The following is a 17,233-nucleotide window of genomic DNA, read 5'->3' on the forward strand; positions in this document are numbered from 1 at the left end:
AGCCTTGGCGAGAGGCAGCGGTTTCCGATTCAATTTAAACGGATCGACTAACCGATGGATCGCCCCTTGCGCCTGCCGCCGTTGAATGCCCTGCGGGTGTTTCAGACCGTGGTGCGGCACCGCAGTTTTCGCGGTGCGGCGGATGAACTCAGCGTCACCCCGCAAGCCGTCAGCCAGCAGATCAAACTGCTGGAGGACAGTTTGGGGCTGGAACTGTTCGCCCGCAAAGGCCGCGCGATTGAACCGAACGAACAGGCGATCCTGCTCGCCCATCACATTCAGGCCGGGTTCGATGAATTTGCCGAAGGCGTGCGCCGCGTCACCAAACTCGGCCAGCGCAACCGCATCAACGTCAACGCCAGCCCGTATTTCGCCACCCGTTTCCTGCTGGATCGGCTGGCGCGGTTCCGTGAGATCATGCCGGGGGCTGACCTGCGGCTGACCACGATGGTCGAACTGCCGGATTTCGTTGCCGATGATGTCGATGTCGCAATCCAATGGGGCTTTGGCAGCTGGACCAACCACGAGCAAACCCTGTTGCTGCGCGACATCAAAGTGGTCTGCTGCACGCCGACCCTCGCCGCCCGCCTGAACGCGCCCGCTGATCTGCTAGAGGTGCCCTTGCTGCATTCGGTGCTGGCCGATCTCTGGGTGCCGGTGTTGCGGCATCTGGGCGTTACCGGAAACCATGCCCCCGATGCGCTGCGGTTTCAGGATGCCGCCACCATGCGGCGGGCGACTTTGGCGGGGCTGGGGGTTGGCCTGCTGTCGACCATTGATGCGGAAGAAGACCTCGCCTCGGGCAAACTGGTGGCGCCGTTTGGGCTGGATGTGATGGCGGGGATGCCAGAGGCGCAGATACCGGGGTTCTATCTGGTGCTGCCGAAAGCGCATCGCCGCGTGAAGCCCATCGCGGCGTTCTGCGATTGGGTGGCGCGTGAAAACTGGGCTTTGCCCGTTGTTTAAGGAGGTTGCATGGCGCAGGCAGTGGTGACAGGTGCGACCAGCGGCATTGGCCGCGCGATTGCACTGGCCTTGCACGACGCGGGGCGTCAGGTGGTGGCTTTGGGCCGCAACGCCAGCGCGCTTGCCGATCTGGCCGCGTTAGGCCTGCAAACCCGCCAGATTGATCTCACCGATGCCGCAAGCTTGGCCACCTTGGCCGACCTTACCCCCGATATTCTGGTGAACAACGCAGGCATGATGCCGCCCTTGGGCAATTTCTGCGACGCTGACCCCGCCGACATGGATCAAGCGATCAACACCAACCTGCGGGCCGTTCTTACCCTGACCCGCGCCATAGCCCCCGGAATGCGCGCGCGCGGCCACGGCCATATCTTCTTCACCGGATCGACGGCGGGCCACGCCCCCTTCGCCAATCTCGCGGTCTATTGCGCCACCAAAGCGGCCATCGCCGGCTTCGCCCAAGCGCTGCGGCTGGACATGGCGCCGCACAATGTCCGCGTCACCGAAATCGTCGCGGGGCGGGTGGAGACCGGGCTTTACAGCGCCCTGTTGCCCGCCGAGACCCGTGCTGCGATGTATGCAGGCAATGCCGCCGTGCAGCCCGAAGACGTGGCGGCGATGCTGCTGGCCGTGCTCGCCTTGCCGCAATCGGTCGATGTCGCGCGGTTTGATATTCTTCCCACCTATCAGGGGGGCGCCACTGGAACCCCAAAGAAAGAGGCGTAATATGAATGGCTTATCAGTCGTGATCGTCGGCGGCGGCGCAGGCCTTGGCGCGCTTTTGGCTGAAATGGCAGTGGCCGAAGGTGCCTCCGCCCTCGGCATCATCGACCTGAACGCCAGCGCAGCCGAAGCCGCCCTCGCCCCGGCAATCGCCGCAGGTCTGCCGCACGCCTTCGCCGCCTGTGACATTCGCACTGCGGACGCTGCACACGCCGCCTTCACGTCGGTGGCAAGCGCCTTGGGCCGCGTCGATACCCTGATCAACTCCGCCGCGATCTATCCGCGCAAGCCGATTCTGGAAATCAGTGATGCCGATTGGGATGCCTCCAACGCGATCAATGTCAAAGGCACCTATCACATGATGGTCGCCGCAATCCGACAGATGCGCACCCAAGACCCGATCGGCCATATCCGGGGCCGCATCGTCAACATCACCTCGGTCGATGCCTTCAAAGCTCATCCGCAGAACGCCCACTATGCCGCGACCAAAGCGGCGGTGGTCAGCCTCACCAAAAGCATGGCGCAAGAGGTCGCCCCCGATGGCATCCTCGTGAATTCTGTCGCCCCCGCTGGCATGGCTACCGAGCGCGCCCGCGAACTCGGCTTCCTTGGTGAACTCGCCAAAGCCAGCCCCTTGGGCCGTGGCGGCGAGCCTGCGGAAATGGCCGAATGGGTGCTGATGGCCGGTGGCCCGCGCAACACTTATATGACCGGGGAAAACATCATCGTCTCGGGCGGTTATATCTACGCCTGATCTTTGTCGCCTTGCCCGATTTGTCCGGTGACAAATCGGGCCGCGCCTGCCTGCCCCTTGGCAGGCGCGATATCGCGCCCGCCCAGTCAGGCGCGCCCCGATTTTCAAACGAATGATCTGCTGCCCAACGCCACTTGCTCAGCGGCCTTCGGCCTTATGAGCAACGAACCGGAAAACGCTCCGCCGGAGCGTTTTCTTTCGGTTCGGGCCATATCCTGACGGTCCAACCTATCCCTGCACACGGCGAAAGGCCGCGGTCAAAGCGGCCTCCATTGCCTTCCCGCCGCCACCCTGCACGAAGCGTTGAAAAATCATTTCATTCAGCCCGCCTTTGGTTGAATGATCCTCGCGCAACTGTTCAAACGAGGCAGGCTTTTCGCGCAGAACATCGCCCAAGCTGCCGAACAATCCGCGCAAATAGGCGCTTGCATCCGTCTCGGTCAGACCCTGCGCCACCATCCAAGCGCAGGCGGTTTCCAGCAGACCAAAATAGCTGCCCATCAGCGCACTTCCCGCCGCATAGGCGTCGTAAGCCGCCAGATCATCGACCGGCAAAGCGGTGCCCAAGGCGGCGAAGATCTGCATCGCCTGCGCTTGCGGCGGGAACACCGGGGTCACCCCTTCGTGCCGTTCCACAAACGGCAGCGGGATCGCGCGGGCGATATCCACAGCCCCCGTCCACCCGGCAATCGTGCCAATATGCAGCCCCGCGATCAGGCTGATCACCGGACGCTCCGCCGGGATCACCAGCGGTGCAATCACCGCCTCGGCCACCTGCGGACGCACAGCGAGGATCAGCAGATCGCAAGCTTCCACCACTGCCTGATTGCTTGCCGCCACCGTCACCCCCGACAATAAAGCCAGTTCCGACGCAACGTCTGGATTGCGCGGTGAGACCACAATCGGCCAGTCCGCCAAGCTTGAGCCCTTCAGCCCCCGCACCATATGCGCCGTGATCGTGCCGCTGCCGATAAAGCCTAACCGCATGATATCCCCTTAATAAACTGCCTGCGCTCCGGTGATTTCCACCAAAGACCCGCACATGAACGCCGCCTCATCCGAGGCCAGAAACGCCACCAAGGCTGCAACCTCATCCGGCCTGCCAATCCGGCCATAAGGCACCATCTTATCCAGATCGGCAATGCTGCGACCCGAGCGTTTCACCCCGGCCTCCAGCATCGGCGTGTGAATTTCCCCCGGACATACCGCGTTGACCCGGATGTTCTGCGGCGCATAATCGCGGGCAAGGTTCTGGGTGAAACTCGCCACCGCCGCCTTGGTGACATTATAGGCGATGTGGTTCGGCGCGGGGTGCAGGCCCCATTGTGAAGCGGTGTTCACAATCGCCCCACCCCCATGCGCGATCATATGCGGCAGGGCGGCTTGGCATAGATGAAACATCGCATCAATGTTGATCGCAAAGGATAAATCCCAATCCTCCGGCGTCAGCGAAAGCAGATTACCCCTGCGATTGACGCCTGCATTGTTGCACAACACATCAATCCGCCCCTCCTGCGCCATCACATCGGCAATCACCGCGCGACAGCCTTCAGCCGTGGCAATATCGGCGGCAAAACTGCGCGCCTGCCCGCCCGTGCCCCGGATATCCGCCGCCGCCACCTCCGCCCCCTCGGCGTTCACATCCGTCACCACCACACGCGCGCCTTCAGACGCAAACCGCTGGCAAATCGCCGAGCCAATGCCGCCCGCCGCCCCGGTCACCACCACCACTTTACCGTCAAACCGCATCCCGTCCCCCTAACGCAAATAACTGCCGCCGTTCACATCCAGCACCGCGCCATTCAGCGACGCCTGACTTGGCCGCAAAGCAAAAGCCACCAACTCGCCAATTTCAGCCGCCTCGGCCATCGCGCCAATCGGAATGCCGCCTAAAGCCGCCGCCGCGCCATGCTGCGCGATAAACGCCTCGGCCATTTCGGTGCGCACCCAGCCCGGAGCAATCGCAACCGCCGTGATCCCCTCGGCGCCATGACTTTGCGCCACCGATTTCGTCAGATTGATCAGCGCGGCTTTCGCAGCGCCGTAAGCCATCGCGTCAGAGAAATAGCCGCGCTGCCCGGCCCGGCTGGCGATATTGATGATCCGCCCGCCGCCCTGCGCCCGAAAATGCAGGATCGCGGCGCGGGTCAGATCGGCGGCAGACAGGAAGTTCACCCGAAACTCGCGCTCCCACACCGCCTGCCACTCGGCCAGTGGTGCATCCACCGCAACTTCCGAACGTATCCCCGCGTTGTTCACCAACCCGTGCAAATGCCCCGCCAAAGCCTCGGCCTCAGCCCAAAGCGCCGTCGCGCCCTCAGGTGTCGCCAAATCCGCCCCCACGCACCAGCCCGCATCCCCGATCTGCGCCAACAGCGCTTCGGCAGCAGCCCGATTGCGCCCGTAGTGGATCACCACCTTGGCCCCTTCGGCGGCCAAAGCCACGCAAATCGCTTGCCCAATCGCCCCGGTCGCCCCCGTCACCAGAACATTGCGGCCAGCCAAAGGCTTCGGGGCCAAACTCATAGCTCGCCCACCTGCGAGCCCCAAGTATCCGACAGCGCAAAGCCGCGCGCAAACGGATCATCCGCGCTGATCCGCAACTGCTCGCGTCCATAAATCCAGCCCGTCCCGGTGATGCGCGGCAGCACCGCGCGCATATTGCCCACCACCGCCTCACCCATCGCTTCCGCCGTGAACGTGCCGCCAATGATCGAACGGGAAATCCGGGCATCGCCCACCGCGACCTCGCCCCGCGCAAACATCACCGCCAAATTCGCCGAAGACCCGGTGCCGCAGGGCGAGCGATCTACCCGCCCCGGTTTGAGCGTGGTGCAAGTGCGGATGCTGCCATCCGCCTCGCGACTGCGAAACATCACATAGGCGACATCATCCAAGCCCGGAATATCCGGGTGGCTGATCTCAATCTGCCCCTTCAGATCGGCCTTGATCGCAATCCCCGCCTCAGCCAAAGCGCGGGCGTTTTCGGGCACGATCGTAAGCCCGATCTGATCGACATCGACCAGAGCATAGAACACGCCACCAAAGCCAATATCGGCGCGGATTACGCCGAAACCCGTGGTCCGCACCTCGGCATCCAAGGCCAGCACAAAGGCGGGCACGTTATCCAGACTGACCGACACACAGCGCCCATCCTTGCAAGCCGCCCGCGCCACAATCAGCCCCGCTGCCGTGTCCAGCCGCACCAATGTTTCCGGCTCCACCATCGCCACCCGCCCCGATTCCAGCAAAGCAGTGACCACGCAGATGCAGTTCGACCCCGACATCGGATGCGCCCGATCCGGTTGCAGCACGATGAACGCTGCATCGGCATCCGGGCGGGTGGGCGGCAGCAGCAGATTGGTGCTCATCGCCACACCCGCGCGCGGCTCAAACGTCACAAAGCGGCGCAGGCTGTCATCCACCGTGTTGATATGGTTCATCTTCTCAAGAATGGTCGCGCCCGGAATTTCCGGTGCGCCGCCGATGATCACCTTGCCAATTTCGCCCTGCGCATGGACAAGCAGCAGATCAAGCGTGGTTTCAAACTGCATGAGAAGCCTTTCAGAAACGGTTAACGCGGTAAGGGTGCAGCTCTAGTGCGGGCGTGGCCCCCGTAATCAGATCGCCCATCAGCTTGGCGGTGGTCGCGGCATAAGTCAGCCCCAAATGGCCGTGCCCGGTGGCGTAAAACACGCCTTTGGTCTTGGCCGAGGCTGACAGGATCGGCACGGTATCGGGCAGGGCAGGGCGGTGCCCCATCCATTCGGTGAACTCCGCGCAGCGCAGCCCCGGCAACGCCACCTGCGCCCGCCGCACCGTCACCTTCGCCCGCCGATAATCCGGCGCAGCCTCCAGCCCCGCCATCTCGACCGTGCCGCCCACCCGGATGCCGCCCGCCGTCGGCGTCACCATGAACGCCCGCGCGGGCCAGATGATCGAATGCTGCATTTCAATGCCGGGGGCCATGATCTGCGTGTGATAGCCGCGCTCGGTTTCCAGCGGGATCGGTTCATCCAGCAGCTTCGACAGCCCCGCCGAATAAGCCCCGGCGCAGATCACCACCGCATCCGCCGCAATCTCGCGGCCATCTGTCAGCCTGACAGCGGTGATCTTGTCGCTGCGCGCAAACCCCACCACAGCGCATTGCACGATCTGCCCGCCCAAAGCGCGGAAGCGGTCTGCCAAGGCCAGCACCAGCTTGTAGGGGTCTTTCATGGATCGGTTGTCGGGGAACCGCACCGCCATGCCGATCTTGTCCGACAGTGCAGGCTCCAGCGCCCGCGCAGCAGCACCATCCAAGACCTCATGCGCAAAGCCAAACCGCTGCAGAATCTCGATATGCTCACGGTCGGCCCGGAACTCTGCCGCGTCGGTATACAGCGACAGACAGCCCGCTTCCGAAATCTGATCCTCAAGCCCGGTCTCACGCAACAGCGCCAGTGTATCGCCCAACGCCCGCCCACACAAAGCCGCCCCCTGCGCCTCCAGCGCCCGAAGTTTCGAGGGCCGCGACGCCGCGATAAACCGCAAGAACCACGGCACCAAACGCGGCATATAACCGGGGCGCACACGCACCGGCCCTTCCGGGTCCAGCATCCAACCCGGTATTTGCCGCCACACCGAAGGCCGCGAGGCAGGCATGAACTCCGTCACCGCAATCGAGGCCATATTGCCGAAAGACGCACCCTTGCCCGGCGCATCGCGGTCGATCAGAACCACCGCACGCCCGCGCTTTTGCAGATCATGCGCAATAGCGGTGCCAATGATTCCCGCGCCGATAACAACCGTGACCATCGCCTATTTCCAGTCGATAATCGGCTGCATCGCCGCCGCGAAATCTGCCTTTTCGGCGTCGGTCAGCGGCCCCAAAGGCATCCGGCATTCGCCCACCGGAACCCCCTGCAATTCGCAGCCATATTTCAGCTTCTGCACAAACTTGCCCGATTCCAGAATATTCATCGCGGTGTACAGCGTCGCCATCTGCGCCTTCGCCTTTACCAAATCGCCCGCGCGATAGGTCCGGTCCAGATCGCAAACCGCCTGCGCCATGCAGTTCGCAGGCCCACAAATCCACGAATCTGCGCCCCAGAACATGAAATCCAGCGCGATATCATCCGACCCAGACACCAGCTGAATCCGCCCGGCATAGCGCGTCGCAATGCCAATCGCCCGCTGCAAAGATCCCGAGCTTTCCTTGATCCCGATCACCCGCGGATGGTCGGCCAAAGCGTCCAGCACCTCCCAGCCCAGCTCCACGCCATCCTTGTCGGGGTAGCTATACAGCACGATGTTCACATCGACCGCATCCAGTACTGCGCTGAAATGCTTGATCAACTCGGCCTGCGTCGGCTTGGTGTAGAACGGCGTCGCGAGCAGCACCGTGTCATAGCCGATCTCTTTGGCCCGCTTGGTATTGGCGATCACCCCGGCGGTATGCGGCGCGTTGGTGCCTGCAATCAGCGTCTCCTCCGGCTTGGCGAATTCCTTGACGAAACGCAGCACGCTTTCGCGTTCGGCATCGCTCATCAGGTTATATTCGCCCGACGACCCGCAGGGCACCCAGCCGGTCACCCCCGCCGTGCGCAACCCCTGCAAATGGGTCTTGAACGCGGCAAAGTCGATCTGGCCCGCCGCATCAAACGGCGTGACCAAGGCGGGCATGACGCCAGACAGTTTCAACATGAGACATCCTTTGCAAACGAATCGCGGCCGCACGACAGGCGCAGCGTTAGCGCAAATCATGGCGACAGCGTGCCGACACGTCAAATTGAAAATATTCCATGTCGACACAAAGCCGTTCAAACGGTATCGCTGAAGCAATCAGCCACCAAAGGCCCCACGATGGACGAAACCGAGATCAAACGCGCCAAGGGCACCGGCGCGAAATTCGCCTACGAGACGATCCGCGATGAAATCCTCTCGCTGGCGCTGCGGCCCGGTGCGTTGCTGGATGAAACCTCATTGGCCGAGCGGTTCACTATGTCACGCTCGCCGGTGCGCGAGGCGCTGATCCGCTTGGCGGGTGAAGATTTGGTGGTGATGCTGGCCAACCGATCGACCATCGTCGCGCCGATTGATGTGACCAGCTTTCCGAAATACATCGAAGCGCTGGATATCGCGCAGCGGATGAACACCCGTTTGGCCGCCGAATTGCGCACCGAGGCCGATCTGAAAGCCATCACCCAGCGCCAGAAGGAATTTGTCGCAGCGGTGAAAACCGGCAAGCATCTGGCAATGTCCGAGGCCAACAAACTGTTCCACATGGCCGTGGCCGATGCAGGCAAGAACCCCTATCTGACCGCCTTCTACGAACGCCTGCTGGATCAGGGCCGCCGCATGCTTCATCTGCATTTTCAATATATTGAACGAACCCATGACGGTTATCTGTTGACCGATGAGCATGTCGAAATGCTGGAAGCTATCCGCGCGCGTGACGTTGCCCGCGCCGATGCCTTGGCGGCGGCGCATACCCGGCAATACCGCGATAATTTCATCACCTATATGCAGGAAAACTATTCGGCTCCGATGCCACTTGGCACGCCGCAACCAATCTGATCGGCTCAATACCGCGTCGTCATCCGATAGTCGCGCCGATGCGCCAGCGTCACCAGCGTCACAGCGGCGTTCTGCCACCACGTCGCGCGCTCGACACAAAACACCGGATCGCCCAAGGCGTGATCGAGATGTTGCACCATCACAGCATCCGCCGCCGCCGCCAGAAAGCTGATCTCCACTTCGGAAAACGGCACCGTGGCCACCAGCCATTCGTTCGGCCCAGCTTCCGAGAAATCCTGCTCCAACGCCTGTGGCAGCGCGCTGGCATTGATCCAGCGATCCTCCAGCTGAAACGCCACCCCATCGGAGAAATGCAAACACAGCAGATGCACCACGCGGGCCCGCGCCTTCAGCCCCATCCGCGCCCGCAGCCAATCCGGGGCCGCCACAACCTCGCGGCTGACCAAAGCATAGCGATAGACCGCCCCGGTTTTCTCAATCTCGGCCCGCACCACCGGCATTTCAAACCGGGCTTGCCGGATCGGCGCCATCCGCACCCGAGTCCCCGCCTTGCGCTTGCGGTCGAGAAACCCCAGCTCTGACACCTCGCGCAAAGCCCGGTTCATCGTGGTGCGCGAGCAGCCGAATTCTTCCGCCAGTTCCACCTCACCGGGCAGCAAAGTGCCCGGCCCCCAAGGCCCTTCGGTGATGCGCTGCACAATCTCGGCCATCACCTCGCGGAAGGTTGTGGTCTCTGTCATCGGGTTCTCCTCGACCGCGCTATAACGCGTCCACCAGCCCCTGCACAGCCACCCGCCAGCCCGCGATGATCTGGTCGCGCTGCACATGCCGCCCACCGCGCACCTGATGCCGCCCCGCTGACCACAGATCCGTCACCACGCCGTCATGCGCCGCAAACGCCAGCCCATCCAGAATCTGATCGTTGCGCAACGCACAGAGCGTCGGATGCGCCAGATCAATCGCCGTCAGATCCGCCAGCATCCCCACCGCAATCGCCCCGGATTTCCGCCCCAAAGCCTGCGCCCCCCCCTTGGCCGCCCCCAGATAAATCGCCGCCCCGACCGAGCCTTCGCCCACAACCATCACATTACGCGCAATGTCGCGCAGTCGTTGGCTATACTCCAAGGTCCGCAATTCCTCGGTCAGTGAAATCCGCACATTGCTGTCCGAGCCAATCCCAAACGCCCCGCCAGCCGCCAACCACCCCGGCCCATTGAACGGCCCATCGCCCAAATTCGCCTCGGTGATCGGGCAAAGCCCCGCCACTGCGCCACTTTTTGCCAGCCGCAACGTCTCATCCGCCGTCATATGCGTCGCATGAATGGCGCACCAATCCGCACCAATTGGCGTGTTCGCCAACAGCCATTCCACCGGACGCGCCCCCAGCCAAGCCGAGATGTCCGCGACTTCTTTCGGCTGTTCCGCCACATGAATATGCACCGGATTTCCGGCGGCAATCGGCAAAGCCCGCAGCAAATCTCCCGGATTCGTAGCCCTTAAAGAATGCGGTGCAATCCCCACCCGCGTATCGCTTGGCAAAGCCCGCGCCGCGCCCCGCGCCGCCTCTACCAGCCGCGCAAAGCGGTCCACATCATTGCCAAACCGCAACTGCCCCGCCGCCAGCGGCTGCTCGCCCGCCCCGCCATAAGTATAAAGCACGGGCAAATGCGTCAGCCCAATCCCGGTCAGCTCTGCCGCCGCAAAAATCCGCCCCGACAACTCGGCAATATCCGCATAAACCGCCCCCCCCGGCTGGTGATGTACATAGTGGAACTCACCGACCGAGGCGTAGCCCGCCTCCTGCATCTCCATGAACACCAGCGCCGCAATCGCCTGCATCTGCTCGGGCGTCAGACGGTCCAGAAACCGATACATCAGATCGCGCCACGTCCAGAAACTATCCCGCCCCGCAATCCGATGCTCCGTCATCCCCGCCATCGCGCGCTGAAACGCATGGCTGTGCAGGTTCGCCAGCGCGGGCAGCAGCGCCGACACAACCACATCGCCCATCTGCGCCTTAGCCCCAACGGTGATGGCGCTGATATGCCCCTCCGCCACGGTGATCCTGACATTCTCTGCCCAACCTTGGGGCAGCAAAGCGCGGGTGGCAAAAATCACGGCGGCGACTCCTTATGTGTAGACATAATAAACATACTCGCATAAACAGCGTGGAGGCAATAGCTTTTGACGAGGCATCCCGTGCATCCTTCTCCGATCACCCTGATTGGCCTGCAAGCCGCCACGATGTTGGCATCTGGGCAGGAAAAATCAGACCCCTACGGCCTGATCCAGGACGCCGCTGTGGTGCTGGCCGGGGGTCGAATCGCATGGATCGGCAAGCGCACCGACCTCCCCGCCGAACACGCCGCCCTGCCGCAAAAAGACATGGGGGGTCGCCTGATCACCCCCGCCCTGATCGACTGCCACACCCACGTCGTCCACGGCGGCAACCGCGCCACCGAGTTCGAGATGCGCCTGCAAGGGGCCAGCTACGAAGAAGTCGCCCGCGCCGGCGGCGGCATCATCTCCACCGTCAAAGCCACCCGCATCGCCTCGCAAGCCGATCTGGTCGCCCAAGCCCTGCCATTCGTAGACGCCATGATCGCCGAGGGCGTCGCGGTGATTGAGATCAAATCCGGTTACGGCCTGAACCAAGACACCGAACTGCGGATGCTGCGCGCCGCGCGTGAAATCGCCACCCTGCGCAACATCACCGTCAAAACCAGCTACCTCGCCGCCCACGCCATCCCGCCGGAGTACAAAGACTGCGCCGACGCCTATATCGACGAAGTCGCCATCCCCGCCCTGCACGCCGCGCATGGCGAAGGCTTGGTTGATGCGGTGGATGGTTTCTGCGAAGGCATCGCCTTCTCTCCCGCCCAGATCGAGCGCCTGTTCACCGTCGCAAAAACCCTGAACATCCCGGTAAAACTCCACGCCGAGCAACTCTCCAACCTCGGCGGCGCAGCTCTCGCCGCCCGCTTCAATGCCCTCTCCGCCGACCATCTGGAATATCTCGACGAAGCCGGAGTCATCGCCATGGCAAAATCTGGCACCGTCGCCGTGATCCTGCCCGGCGCATTCTACACCCTGCGTGAAACCCAAGCCCCGCCCATCGCGCTGCTCAGAAAACACAACGTCCCGATGGCCGTCGCCACCGACATGAACCCCGGCTCCTCCCCCATGTCCTCCCTGCTCCTCGCGATGAACATGGCCTGCACCCTGTTCCGCATGACCCCCGCCGAAGCCTTCGCCGGAGCCACAACCCATGCCGCCCGCGCGCTGAACCTACCCACCCACGGCACTCTAGCCCCCGGTCAGACCGCCGACCTCGCCATCTGGAACGCCCAACACCCCGCCGAACTCGCCTATCGCATCGGCTTCAATCCCCTTCATCAACGCATCATCGGAGGCGCGCTTTGACCGCACTGACCCTCACTCCCGGCCAAACCACCCTCGAACAACTGGTCCGCATCTATCGCGAAGAATTGCCCGTCACCCTTGACCGCGCCGCCAAACCCGGCATCGAGCGCGCCGCCGCCGCCATCAAAGCCGCCGCCGCGGGCGACGCGCCAGTCTACGGCGTCAACACCGGTTTCGGCAAACTCGCCAGTATGCGCATCGCCCCCGAAGATACCGCCACCCTGCAACGCAACCTGATCCTGTCGCATTGCTGCGGCGTCGGCGAAGCCATCCCCCGCCGCCACGCCCGCCTGTTGATGGTCTTGAAACTGCTGTCCTTCGGGCGCGGAGCCTCCGGCATCCGCTGGGAATTCGTCGAACTCCTCGAATCCATGCTGGCCGCAGGCGTCACCCCGCAAATCCCCGCCCAAGGCTCCGTCGGCGCATCCGGCGACCTCGCCCCATTGGCCCATATGACCGCTGTGATCATCGGCGAAGGCGAGGCCGAATACCAAGGCCAGATCCTGCCGGGGGCAAAAGCCCTCGCCGCCGCTGGCCTAAGCCCCATCCAACTCGGCCCGAAAGAAGGCCTCGCCTTCATCAACGGCACGCAATTCTCCACCGCCTTCGCCCTCGCGGGCCTGTTCGACGGCTGGAACGCCGCGCAATCCGCACTGGTCACTTCGGCGCTGTCCACCGACGCCATCATGGGTTCTACAGCACCCCTGCAACCTGAAATCCACACCCTGCGCGGTCACGCAGGCCAGATCGAAGCCGCCGCCTTCATGCGCGCCCTACTGGCCGGTTCGGAAATCCGCGAAAGCCACATGACCGACGACGCCCGCGTGCAAGACCCCTATTGCATCCGCTGCCAACCGCAGGTGACGGGTGCCGCGATGGACGTGCTGCGCCAAGCCGCCACCACCTTGGAGATCGAAGCCAACGCCGCCACCGACAACCCGCTGGTGCTGACCGAGGCAGGCCTCATCGTCTCGGGCGGCAACTTCCACGCCGAACCCGTGGGCTTTGCCGCCGATATGATCGCGCTGGCCCTCGCCGAAATCGGTGCCATCGCCCAACGCCGCGTCGCCCTGATGGTCGATCCGGTCTTGTCATTCAACCTGCCGCCGTTCCTGACCCCGCGCCCCGGCCTGAACTCCGGCCTGATGATCGCCGAAGTCACCACCGCCGCCTTGATGAGTGAAAACAAACACATCGCCATGCCCTGCGTGACCGACAGCACCCCCACTTCCGCCAACCAGGAAGACCACGTCAGCATGGCCGCCCACGGTGCCGTCCGGCTTGGCAAGATGGTGCAAAACCTCAACGTCATCCTCGGCGTGGAAGCCATCTGCGCCGCGCAAGGCGTCGATTTCCGCGCCCCCCTGCAAACTTCCACCCCGCTGCAAGCCGTCGTCGCCCGCCTGCGCAAAGACGTCGCCACCATGGGCGATGATCGCTACATGGCCCCCGACCTTGCCGCCGCCGCCGACCTGATCGCCACCGGAGCACTTGCCAAAGCCTCCACCCTCACCCTTCCCACCTTGTAACCCGAGGCCGCAAATGAACAAACCGCTCGACAACTCCCGCCACAACCTGCGCGACATCTACCCGGCCACCGGCACCGAGATCACCGCGAAATCATGGCAAACCGAAGCCGCGATGCGGATGCTGATGAACAACCTGCATCCCGACGTCGCCGAGAACCCGCATGAGCTGGTGGTCTATGGTGGTATCGGCCGCGCCACCCGCACCTGGGGCGATTTTGACCGCATCGTCGCCACCCTGAAAACGCTGGAAGATGATGAGACCTTGGTGGTGCAATCCGGCCGCCCCGTCGCCGTGGTCCGCACCCACAAAGACGCCCCGCGCGTGCTGATCGCCAACTCCAACCTCGTGCCGCATTGGGCGACATGGGACCATTTCAACGCGCTCGATAAAAAGGGCCTGATGATGTACGGCCAGATGACCGCGGGCTCGTGGATCTACATCGGCACCCAAGGCATCGTGCAAGGCACCTATGAAACCTTCGCCGAAGCCGGTCGTCAGCACTACAACGGCTCTCTGAAAGGCAAATGGATCCTCACCGGCGGCTTGGGCGGCATGGGCGGCGCACAGCCCCTCGCCGCTGTGATGGCCGGAGCCTGCTGCCTCGCCGTCGAATGCGACGAAACCCGCATCGATTTCCGCCTGCGCACCCGCTACGTCGACGCCAAAGCGCATACCCTCGACGAAGCCCTCGCGATGATCGCGGAATGGACCGCCAAGGGTGAAGCCAAATCGGTCGGTCTTCTGGGCAATGCCGCCGACATCTTCCCCGAACTGGTCCGCCGCATGAAGGCAGGCACCGCCCGCCCCGATATCGTCACCGACCAAACCTCGGCGCACGATCCGCTGCACGGCTATCTGCCGCAAGGCTGGACCGTTGCGGAATGGCGCGCGAAACAAGAAACCGACCCAGCGGCGGTGCAAAAAGCCGCCCGCGCCTCGATGCGCACCCATGTTGCAGCGATGGTCGATTTCTGGAACGCAGGCGTGCCAACCTTGGATTACGGCAACAACATCCGGCAAGTCGCCCTCGAAGAAGGCTTGGAAAACGCCTTCGCCTTCCCCGGTTTTGTCCCCGCCTATATCCGCCCCTTGTTCTGCAAAGGCATCGGCCCATTCCGCTGGGTGGCGCTGTCCGGCGACCCGGAAGATATCCGCAAAACCGACGCTGCGATGAAGAAACTGTTCCCGGAAAACGCCCACCTGCACCGCTGGCTCGATATGGCCGCCGACCGCATCGCCTTCCAAGGCCTTCCCGCCCGCATCTGCTGGATCGGTCTGGGGGATCGTCACCGTGCGGGCCTGATGTTCAATGAGATGGTGAAATCGGGCGAGCTCAAAGCCCCCATCGTCATTGGCCGAGATCACCTCGATTCAGGCTCCGTCGCCTCGCCCAACCGGGAAACCGAAAGCATGATGGACGGTTCCGATGCGGTGTCGGATTGGCCGCTGCTGAACGCCCTCGTCAACACCGCCTCGGGGGCGACATGGGTGTCCCTGCATCACGGCGGCGGCGTCGGCATGGGCTTCTCGCAGCATTCCGGCGTGGTCATCGTCGCCGATGGCACCGATGATGCCGCGAAACGGCTGGAGCGCGTGCTGTGGAATGACCCCGCTTCCGGCGTCTGGCGTCACGCCGACGCGGGCTATGAAACCGCGATTGACTGCGCCAAAGAGCAGGGCCTGCGCCTGCCAACGATCTTGGGCAACTAAAATAAACATGCACTGAAGGACCGGATGCCCCAACCTCCGGTCCTTCAAATTAATCTAAAATTATCATCCTCTGCGCGCAAATATCCCACGGGGGAAGCGGCTTTGGCACAAAGCCGCGTGGGGGTGTGAAACCCCCATTCCCGAAGTTTGGGAACGATCCGTCCTCTGCCGCGTTGCCCTTCTGCACAGGTTCATCAGAAGGGAAACCCGATGTCCGCTCCAAACACAAACATCGAGAAACAGGCGCGCCGCCACCGTGGCCCGCTGATCGGCATGGCACTGGCCGCAGTTTTTGGCGTCGGGCTGATCGTCTTTTGGCTGTTTGAAGAATCCTCGCAATCCGATCCACCCGCGCCGCAAGACCCGCAAGGTCAGGTGCAAGAGGCCCCAACCTCGGCAGCGCCAGTGACCCCAGCCCCGGGTGAGGGCGCAATCATCCCGCAAGGCGGTGAAGTGCCCGCTCCGGCCACCCCCGCGCAGCCAGCACCGTAAGCAAAAGCCTGAACCGCCGCACCCGCGCGGCGGTTCCCTGCTGACCCAACCCGCCAGCTTATTCCGCCCGCAGCTGGTCCCGCAGCGCGCTGACCTGATCGCGCAGCGCCGTCAGTGCCGCCAGCGTCATGCCCGATTTCTCCAGAATACACCCCGGTATCGTCGCAGCCCTCGCTTGCATATCGCGCCCCGCCTCGGTCAACGTCACCCGCACCTGCCGCTCATCCTTGGCATCGCGCGCACGGGCCACCAGCCCCTGCGCCTCCAGCCGTTTCAGCAACGGCGTCAGCGTGTTGCTCTCCAACTGCAACGCCTGTCCCAACTGGCCAACCGTCTGACCGTCCTCGTCCCACAGCGCCACCAGCGCCAGATATTGCGGATAAGTTAGCCCCAAAGCCTCCAGCAGCGGCTTATAGGCGTGCTGCATCGCATGGGTCGCCGAATACAGCGAGAAGCAGATCATCTCCGAGATCGGCAGGGCGGGTTTGGTTTCCATGGCAGGACTCCTTTGCCTCAAAGTATATCGTGCGCGATTAAGTCGCAAGCTGCGCGGGAACCAGATCGACACAAAAGCATTATCAAAGGCGCGCTAGCCTGAAGGGCTTGACGCAGCTGCCGACTCAGGCTAAATACATCGTACACGATTTAATCGCAAAGGATACATCATGCCGACGAAAGTAGTCTACTCCACCGAAGCCACCGCAACCGGCGGTGGCCGTGATGGCAAATCCGCCACCACAGACGGCGCGCTGGCGGTCACTTTGGCCGTGCCGAAAGAAATGGGCGGCAACGGTGCAGGCAATAACCCCGAGCAGTTGTTCGCCGTGGGCTATGCCGCCTGCTACCTTGGCGCGATGCGTTTCGCAGCCAGCAGCGAGAAACTCGGCATCGTGCCGGATAACGCCACTGTCACCTCGACCGTCGGCATCGGCCCGCGCGCCGAAGGCGGCTTTGGCATTCAAGTCACCCTTGCCGTCGCGCTGCCCGGCCTTGACCGCGATGTCGCGCAGAAAATCGTCGACCGTGGCCATTTCATCTGCCCCTACTCGAATGCGATCAAAGGCAATGTCGACGTGACCACCACGCTTGTCTAACCGCTTGAAAGCGCCCCTTGCC

At 63.1% G+C, this 17,233-nt stretch carries 18 protein-coding genes; 9 read left to right on the forward strand and 9 right to left on the reverse strand.

The annotated features are described in order from the left end of the window. Positions 1-54 precede the first annotated feature (54 nt). From U1A24_RS10145 to U1A24_RS10155, 3 genes are read left to right on the forward strand one after another with little or no spacing between them, the layout of a single operon-like run. Positions 55-966 (forward strand): LysR substrate-binding domain-containing protein, encoded by a 912-nt coding sequence (locus U1A24_RS10145; RefSeq protein WP_322321858.1) that lies wholly within the window; start codon positions 55-57, stop codon positions 964-966. A 9-nt stretch (positions 967-975) separates the two neighbouring features. Further along, on the forward strand, positions 976-1,692 hold the full coding sequence (locus U1A24_RS10150) for an SDR family oxidoreductase (RefSeq protein ID WP_322321859.1): 717 nt from the start codon (positions 976-978) through the stop codon (positions 1,690-1,692). Position 1,693: 1 nt separating this feature from the next. Further along, positions 1,694-2,443 (forward strand): SDR family oxidoreductase, encoded by a 750-nt coding sequence (locus U1A24_RS10155; protein WP_322321860.1) that lies wholly within the window; start codon positions 1,694-1,696, stop codon positions 2,441-2,443. Positions 2,444-2,671: 228 nt separating this feature from the next. Here the strand turns inward: U1A24_RS10155 and U1A24_RS10160 are convergent, their stop codons facing one another. The 6 genes from U1A24_RS10160 to U1A24_RS10185 are packed head-to-tail and all read right to left on the reverse strand — an operon-like array spanning position 2,672 to position 8,128. Further along, a complete protein-coding gene (locus U1A24_RS10160) occupies positions 2,672-3,430 on the reverse strand; it encodes a pyrroline-5-carboxylate reductase (protein ID WP_322321861.1) in 759 nt (252 codons plus the stop codon). 9 nt (positions 3,431-3,439) lie between these two features. Further along, the gene (locus tag U1A24_RS10165) at positions 3,440-4,192 is read right to left on the reverse strand and encodes an SDR family NAD(P)-dependent oxidoreductase (protein ID WP_322321862.1); all 753 of its coding nucleotides are present in this window, start codon (positions 4,190-4,192) and stop codon (positions 3,440-3,442) included. A gap of 9 nt (positions 4,193-4,201) precedes the next feature. After that, a complete protein-coding gene (locus U1A24_RS10170) occupies positions 4,202-4,969 on the reverse strand; it encodes an SDR family NAD(P)-dependent oxidoreductase (RefSeq protein WP_322321863.1) in 768 nt (255 codons plus the stop codon). Continuing rightward, positions 4,966-5,997 carry a proline racemase family protein gene (locus U1A24_RS10175; RefSeq protein ID WP_322321864.1) on the reverse strand — a complete coding sequence of 344 codons (1,032 nt, stop codon included), beginning with the start codon at positions 5,995-5,997 and terminating at the stop codon, positions 4,966-4,968. The genes U1A24_RS10170 and U1A24_RS10175 overlap by 4 nt, the downstream gene beginning before the upstream one ends. Before the next feature lie 10 nt (positions 5,998-6,007). Next, positions 6,008-7,240 carry an FAD-dependent oxidoreductase gene (locus U1A24_RS10180; protein WP_322321865.1) on the reverse strand — a complete coding sequence of 411 codons (1,233 nt, stop codon included), beginning with the start codon at positions 7,238-7,240 and terminating at the stop codon, positions 6,008-6,010. A gap of 3 nt (positions 7,241-7,243) precedes the next feature. Beyond that, positions 7,244-8,128: a dihydrodipicolinate synthase family protein gene (locus U1A24_RS10185; RefSeq protein ID WP_322321866.1), complete on the reverse strand. Its 885-nt coding sequence runs from the start codon at positions 8,126-8,128 to the stop codon at positions 7,244-7,246. Positions 8,129-8,287: 159 nt separating this feature from the next. Between U1A24_RS10185 and U1A24_RS10190 the strand changes: the two genes are divergently transcribed. Then, a complete protein-coding gene (locus tag U1A24_RS10190; protein WP_322321867.1) occupies positions 8,288-9,001 on the forward strand; it encodes a GntR family transcriptional regulator in 714 nt (237 codons plus the stop codon). Between the two features lie 5 nt (positions 9,002-9,006). Here U1A24_RS10190 and U1A24_RS10195 read toward each other — a convergent pair whose 3' ends face one another. Further along, positions 9,007-9,702 (reverse strand): GntR family transcriptional regulator, encoded by a 696-nt coding sequence (locus U1A24_RS10195; protein WP_322321868.1) that lies wholly within the window; start codon positions 9,700-9,702, stop codon positions 9,007-9,009. 19 nt (positions 9,703-9,721) lie between these two features. Next, the gene (locus U1A24_RS10200; RefSeq protein ID WP_322321869.1) at positions 9,722-11,080 is read right to left on the reverse strand and encodes a formimidoylglutamate deiminase; all 1,359 of its coding nucleotides are present in this window, start codon (positions 11,078-11,080) and stop codon (positions 9,722-9,724) included. Positions 11,081-11,206: 126 nt separating this feature from the next. Between U1A24_RS10200 and hutI the strand changes: the two genes are divergently transcribed. The 4 genes from hutI to U1A24_RS10220 all read left to right on the forward strand — a co-directional run bounded on the left by hutI (position 11,207) and on the right by U1A24_RS10220 (position 16,117). Beyond that, on the forward strand, positions 11,207-12,385 hold the full coding sequence (gene hutI / locus U1A24_RS10205; protein ID WP_322321892.1) for an imidazolonepropionase: 1,179 nt from the start codon (positions 11,207-11,209) through the stop codon (positions 12,383-12,385). After that, positions 12,382-13,914 carry a histidine ammonia-lyase gene (gene hutH, locus U1A24_RS10210; RefSeq protein ID WP_322321870.1) on the forward strand — a complete coding sequence of 511 codons (1,533 nt, stop codon included), beginning with the start codon at positions 12,382-12,384 and terminating at the stop codon, positions 13,912-13,914. The genes hutI and hutH overlap by 4 nt, the downstream gene beginning before the upstream one ends. A gap of 13 nt (positions 13,915-13,927) precedes the next feature. Beyond that, positions 13,928-15,625, forward strand: a complete 1,698-nt coding sequence (gene hutU, locus U1A24_RS10215; protein WP_322321871.1) for a urocanate hydratase — start codon at positions 13,928-13,930, stop codon at positions 15,623-15,625. 210 nt (positions 15,626-15,835) lie between these two features. After that, positions 15,836-16,117: a hypothetical protein gene (locus U1A24_RS10220; protein WP_322321872.1), complete on the forward strand. Its 282-nt coding sequence runs from the start codon at positions 15,836-15,838 to the stop codon at positions 16,115-16,117. 58 nt (positions 16,118-16,175) lie between these two features. Here U1A24_RS10220 and U1A24_RS10225 read toward each other — a convergent pair whose 3' ends face one another. Then, entirely contained in the window at positions 16,176-16,613 is a 438-nt protein-coding gene (locus U1A24_RS10225) for a MarR family winged helix-turn-helix transcriptional regulator (protein ID WP_322321873.1), read from the reverse strand. A 169-nt stretch (positions 16,614-16,782) separates the two neighbouring features. Between U1A24_RS10225 and U1A24_RS10230 the strand changes: the two genes are divergently transcribed. Continuing rightward, positions 16,783-17,211: an organic hydroperoxide resistance protein gene (locus tag U1A24_RS10230; RefSeq protein WP_322321874.1), complete on the forward strand. Its 429-nt coding sequence runs from the start codon at positions 16,783-16,785 to the stop codon at positions 17,209-17,211. Positions 17,212-17,233 lie beyond the last annotated feature (22 nt).

Origin of the sequence: Cypionkella sp. (assembly GCF_034376685.1) — a bacterium.
Taxonomy (GTDB): Bacteria; Pseudomonadota; Alphaproteobacteria; order Rhodobacterales; family Rhodobacteraceae; genus Cypionkella.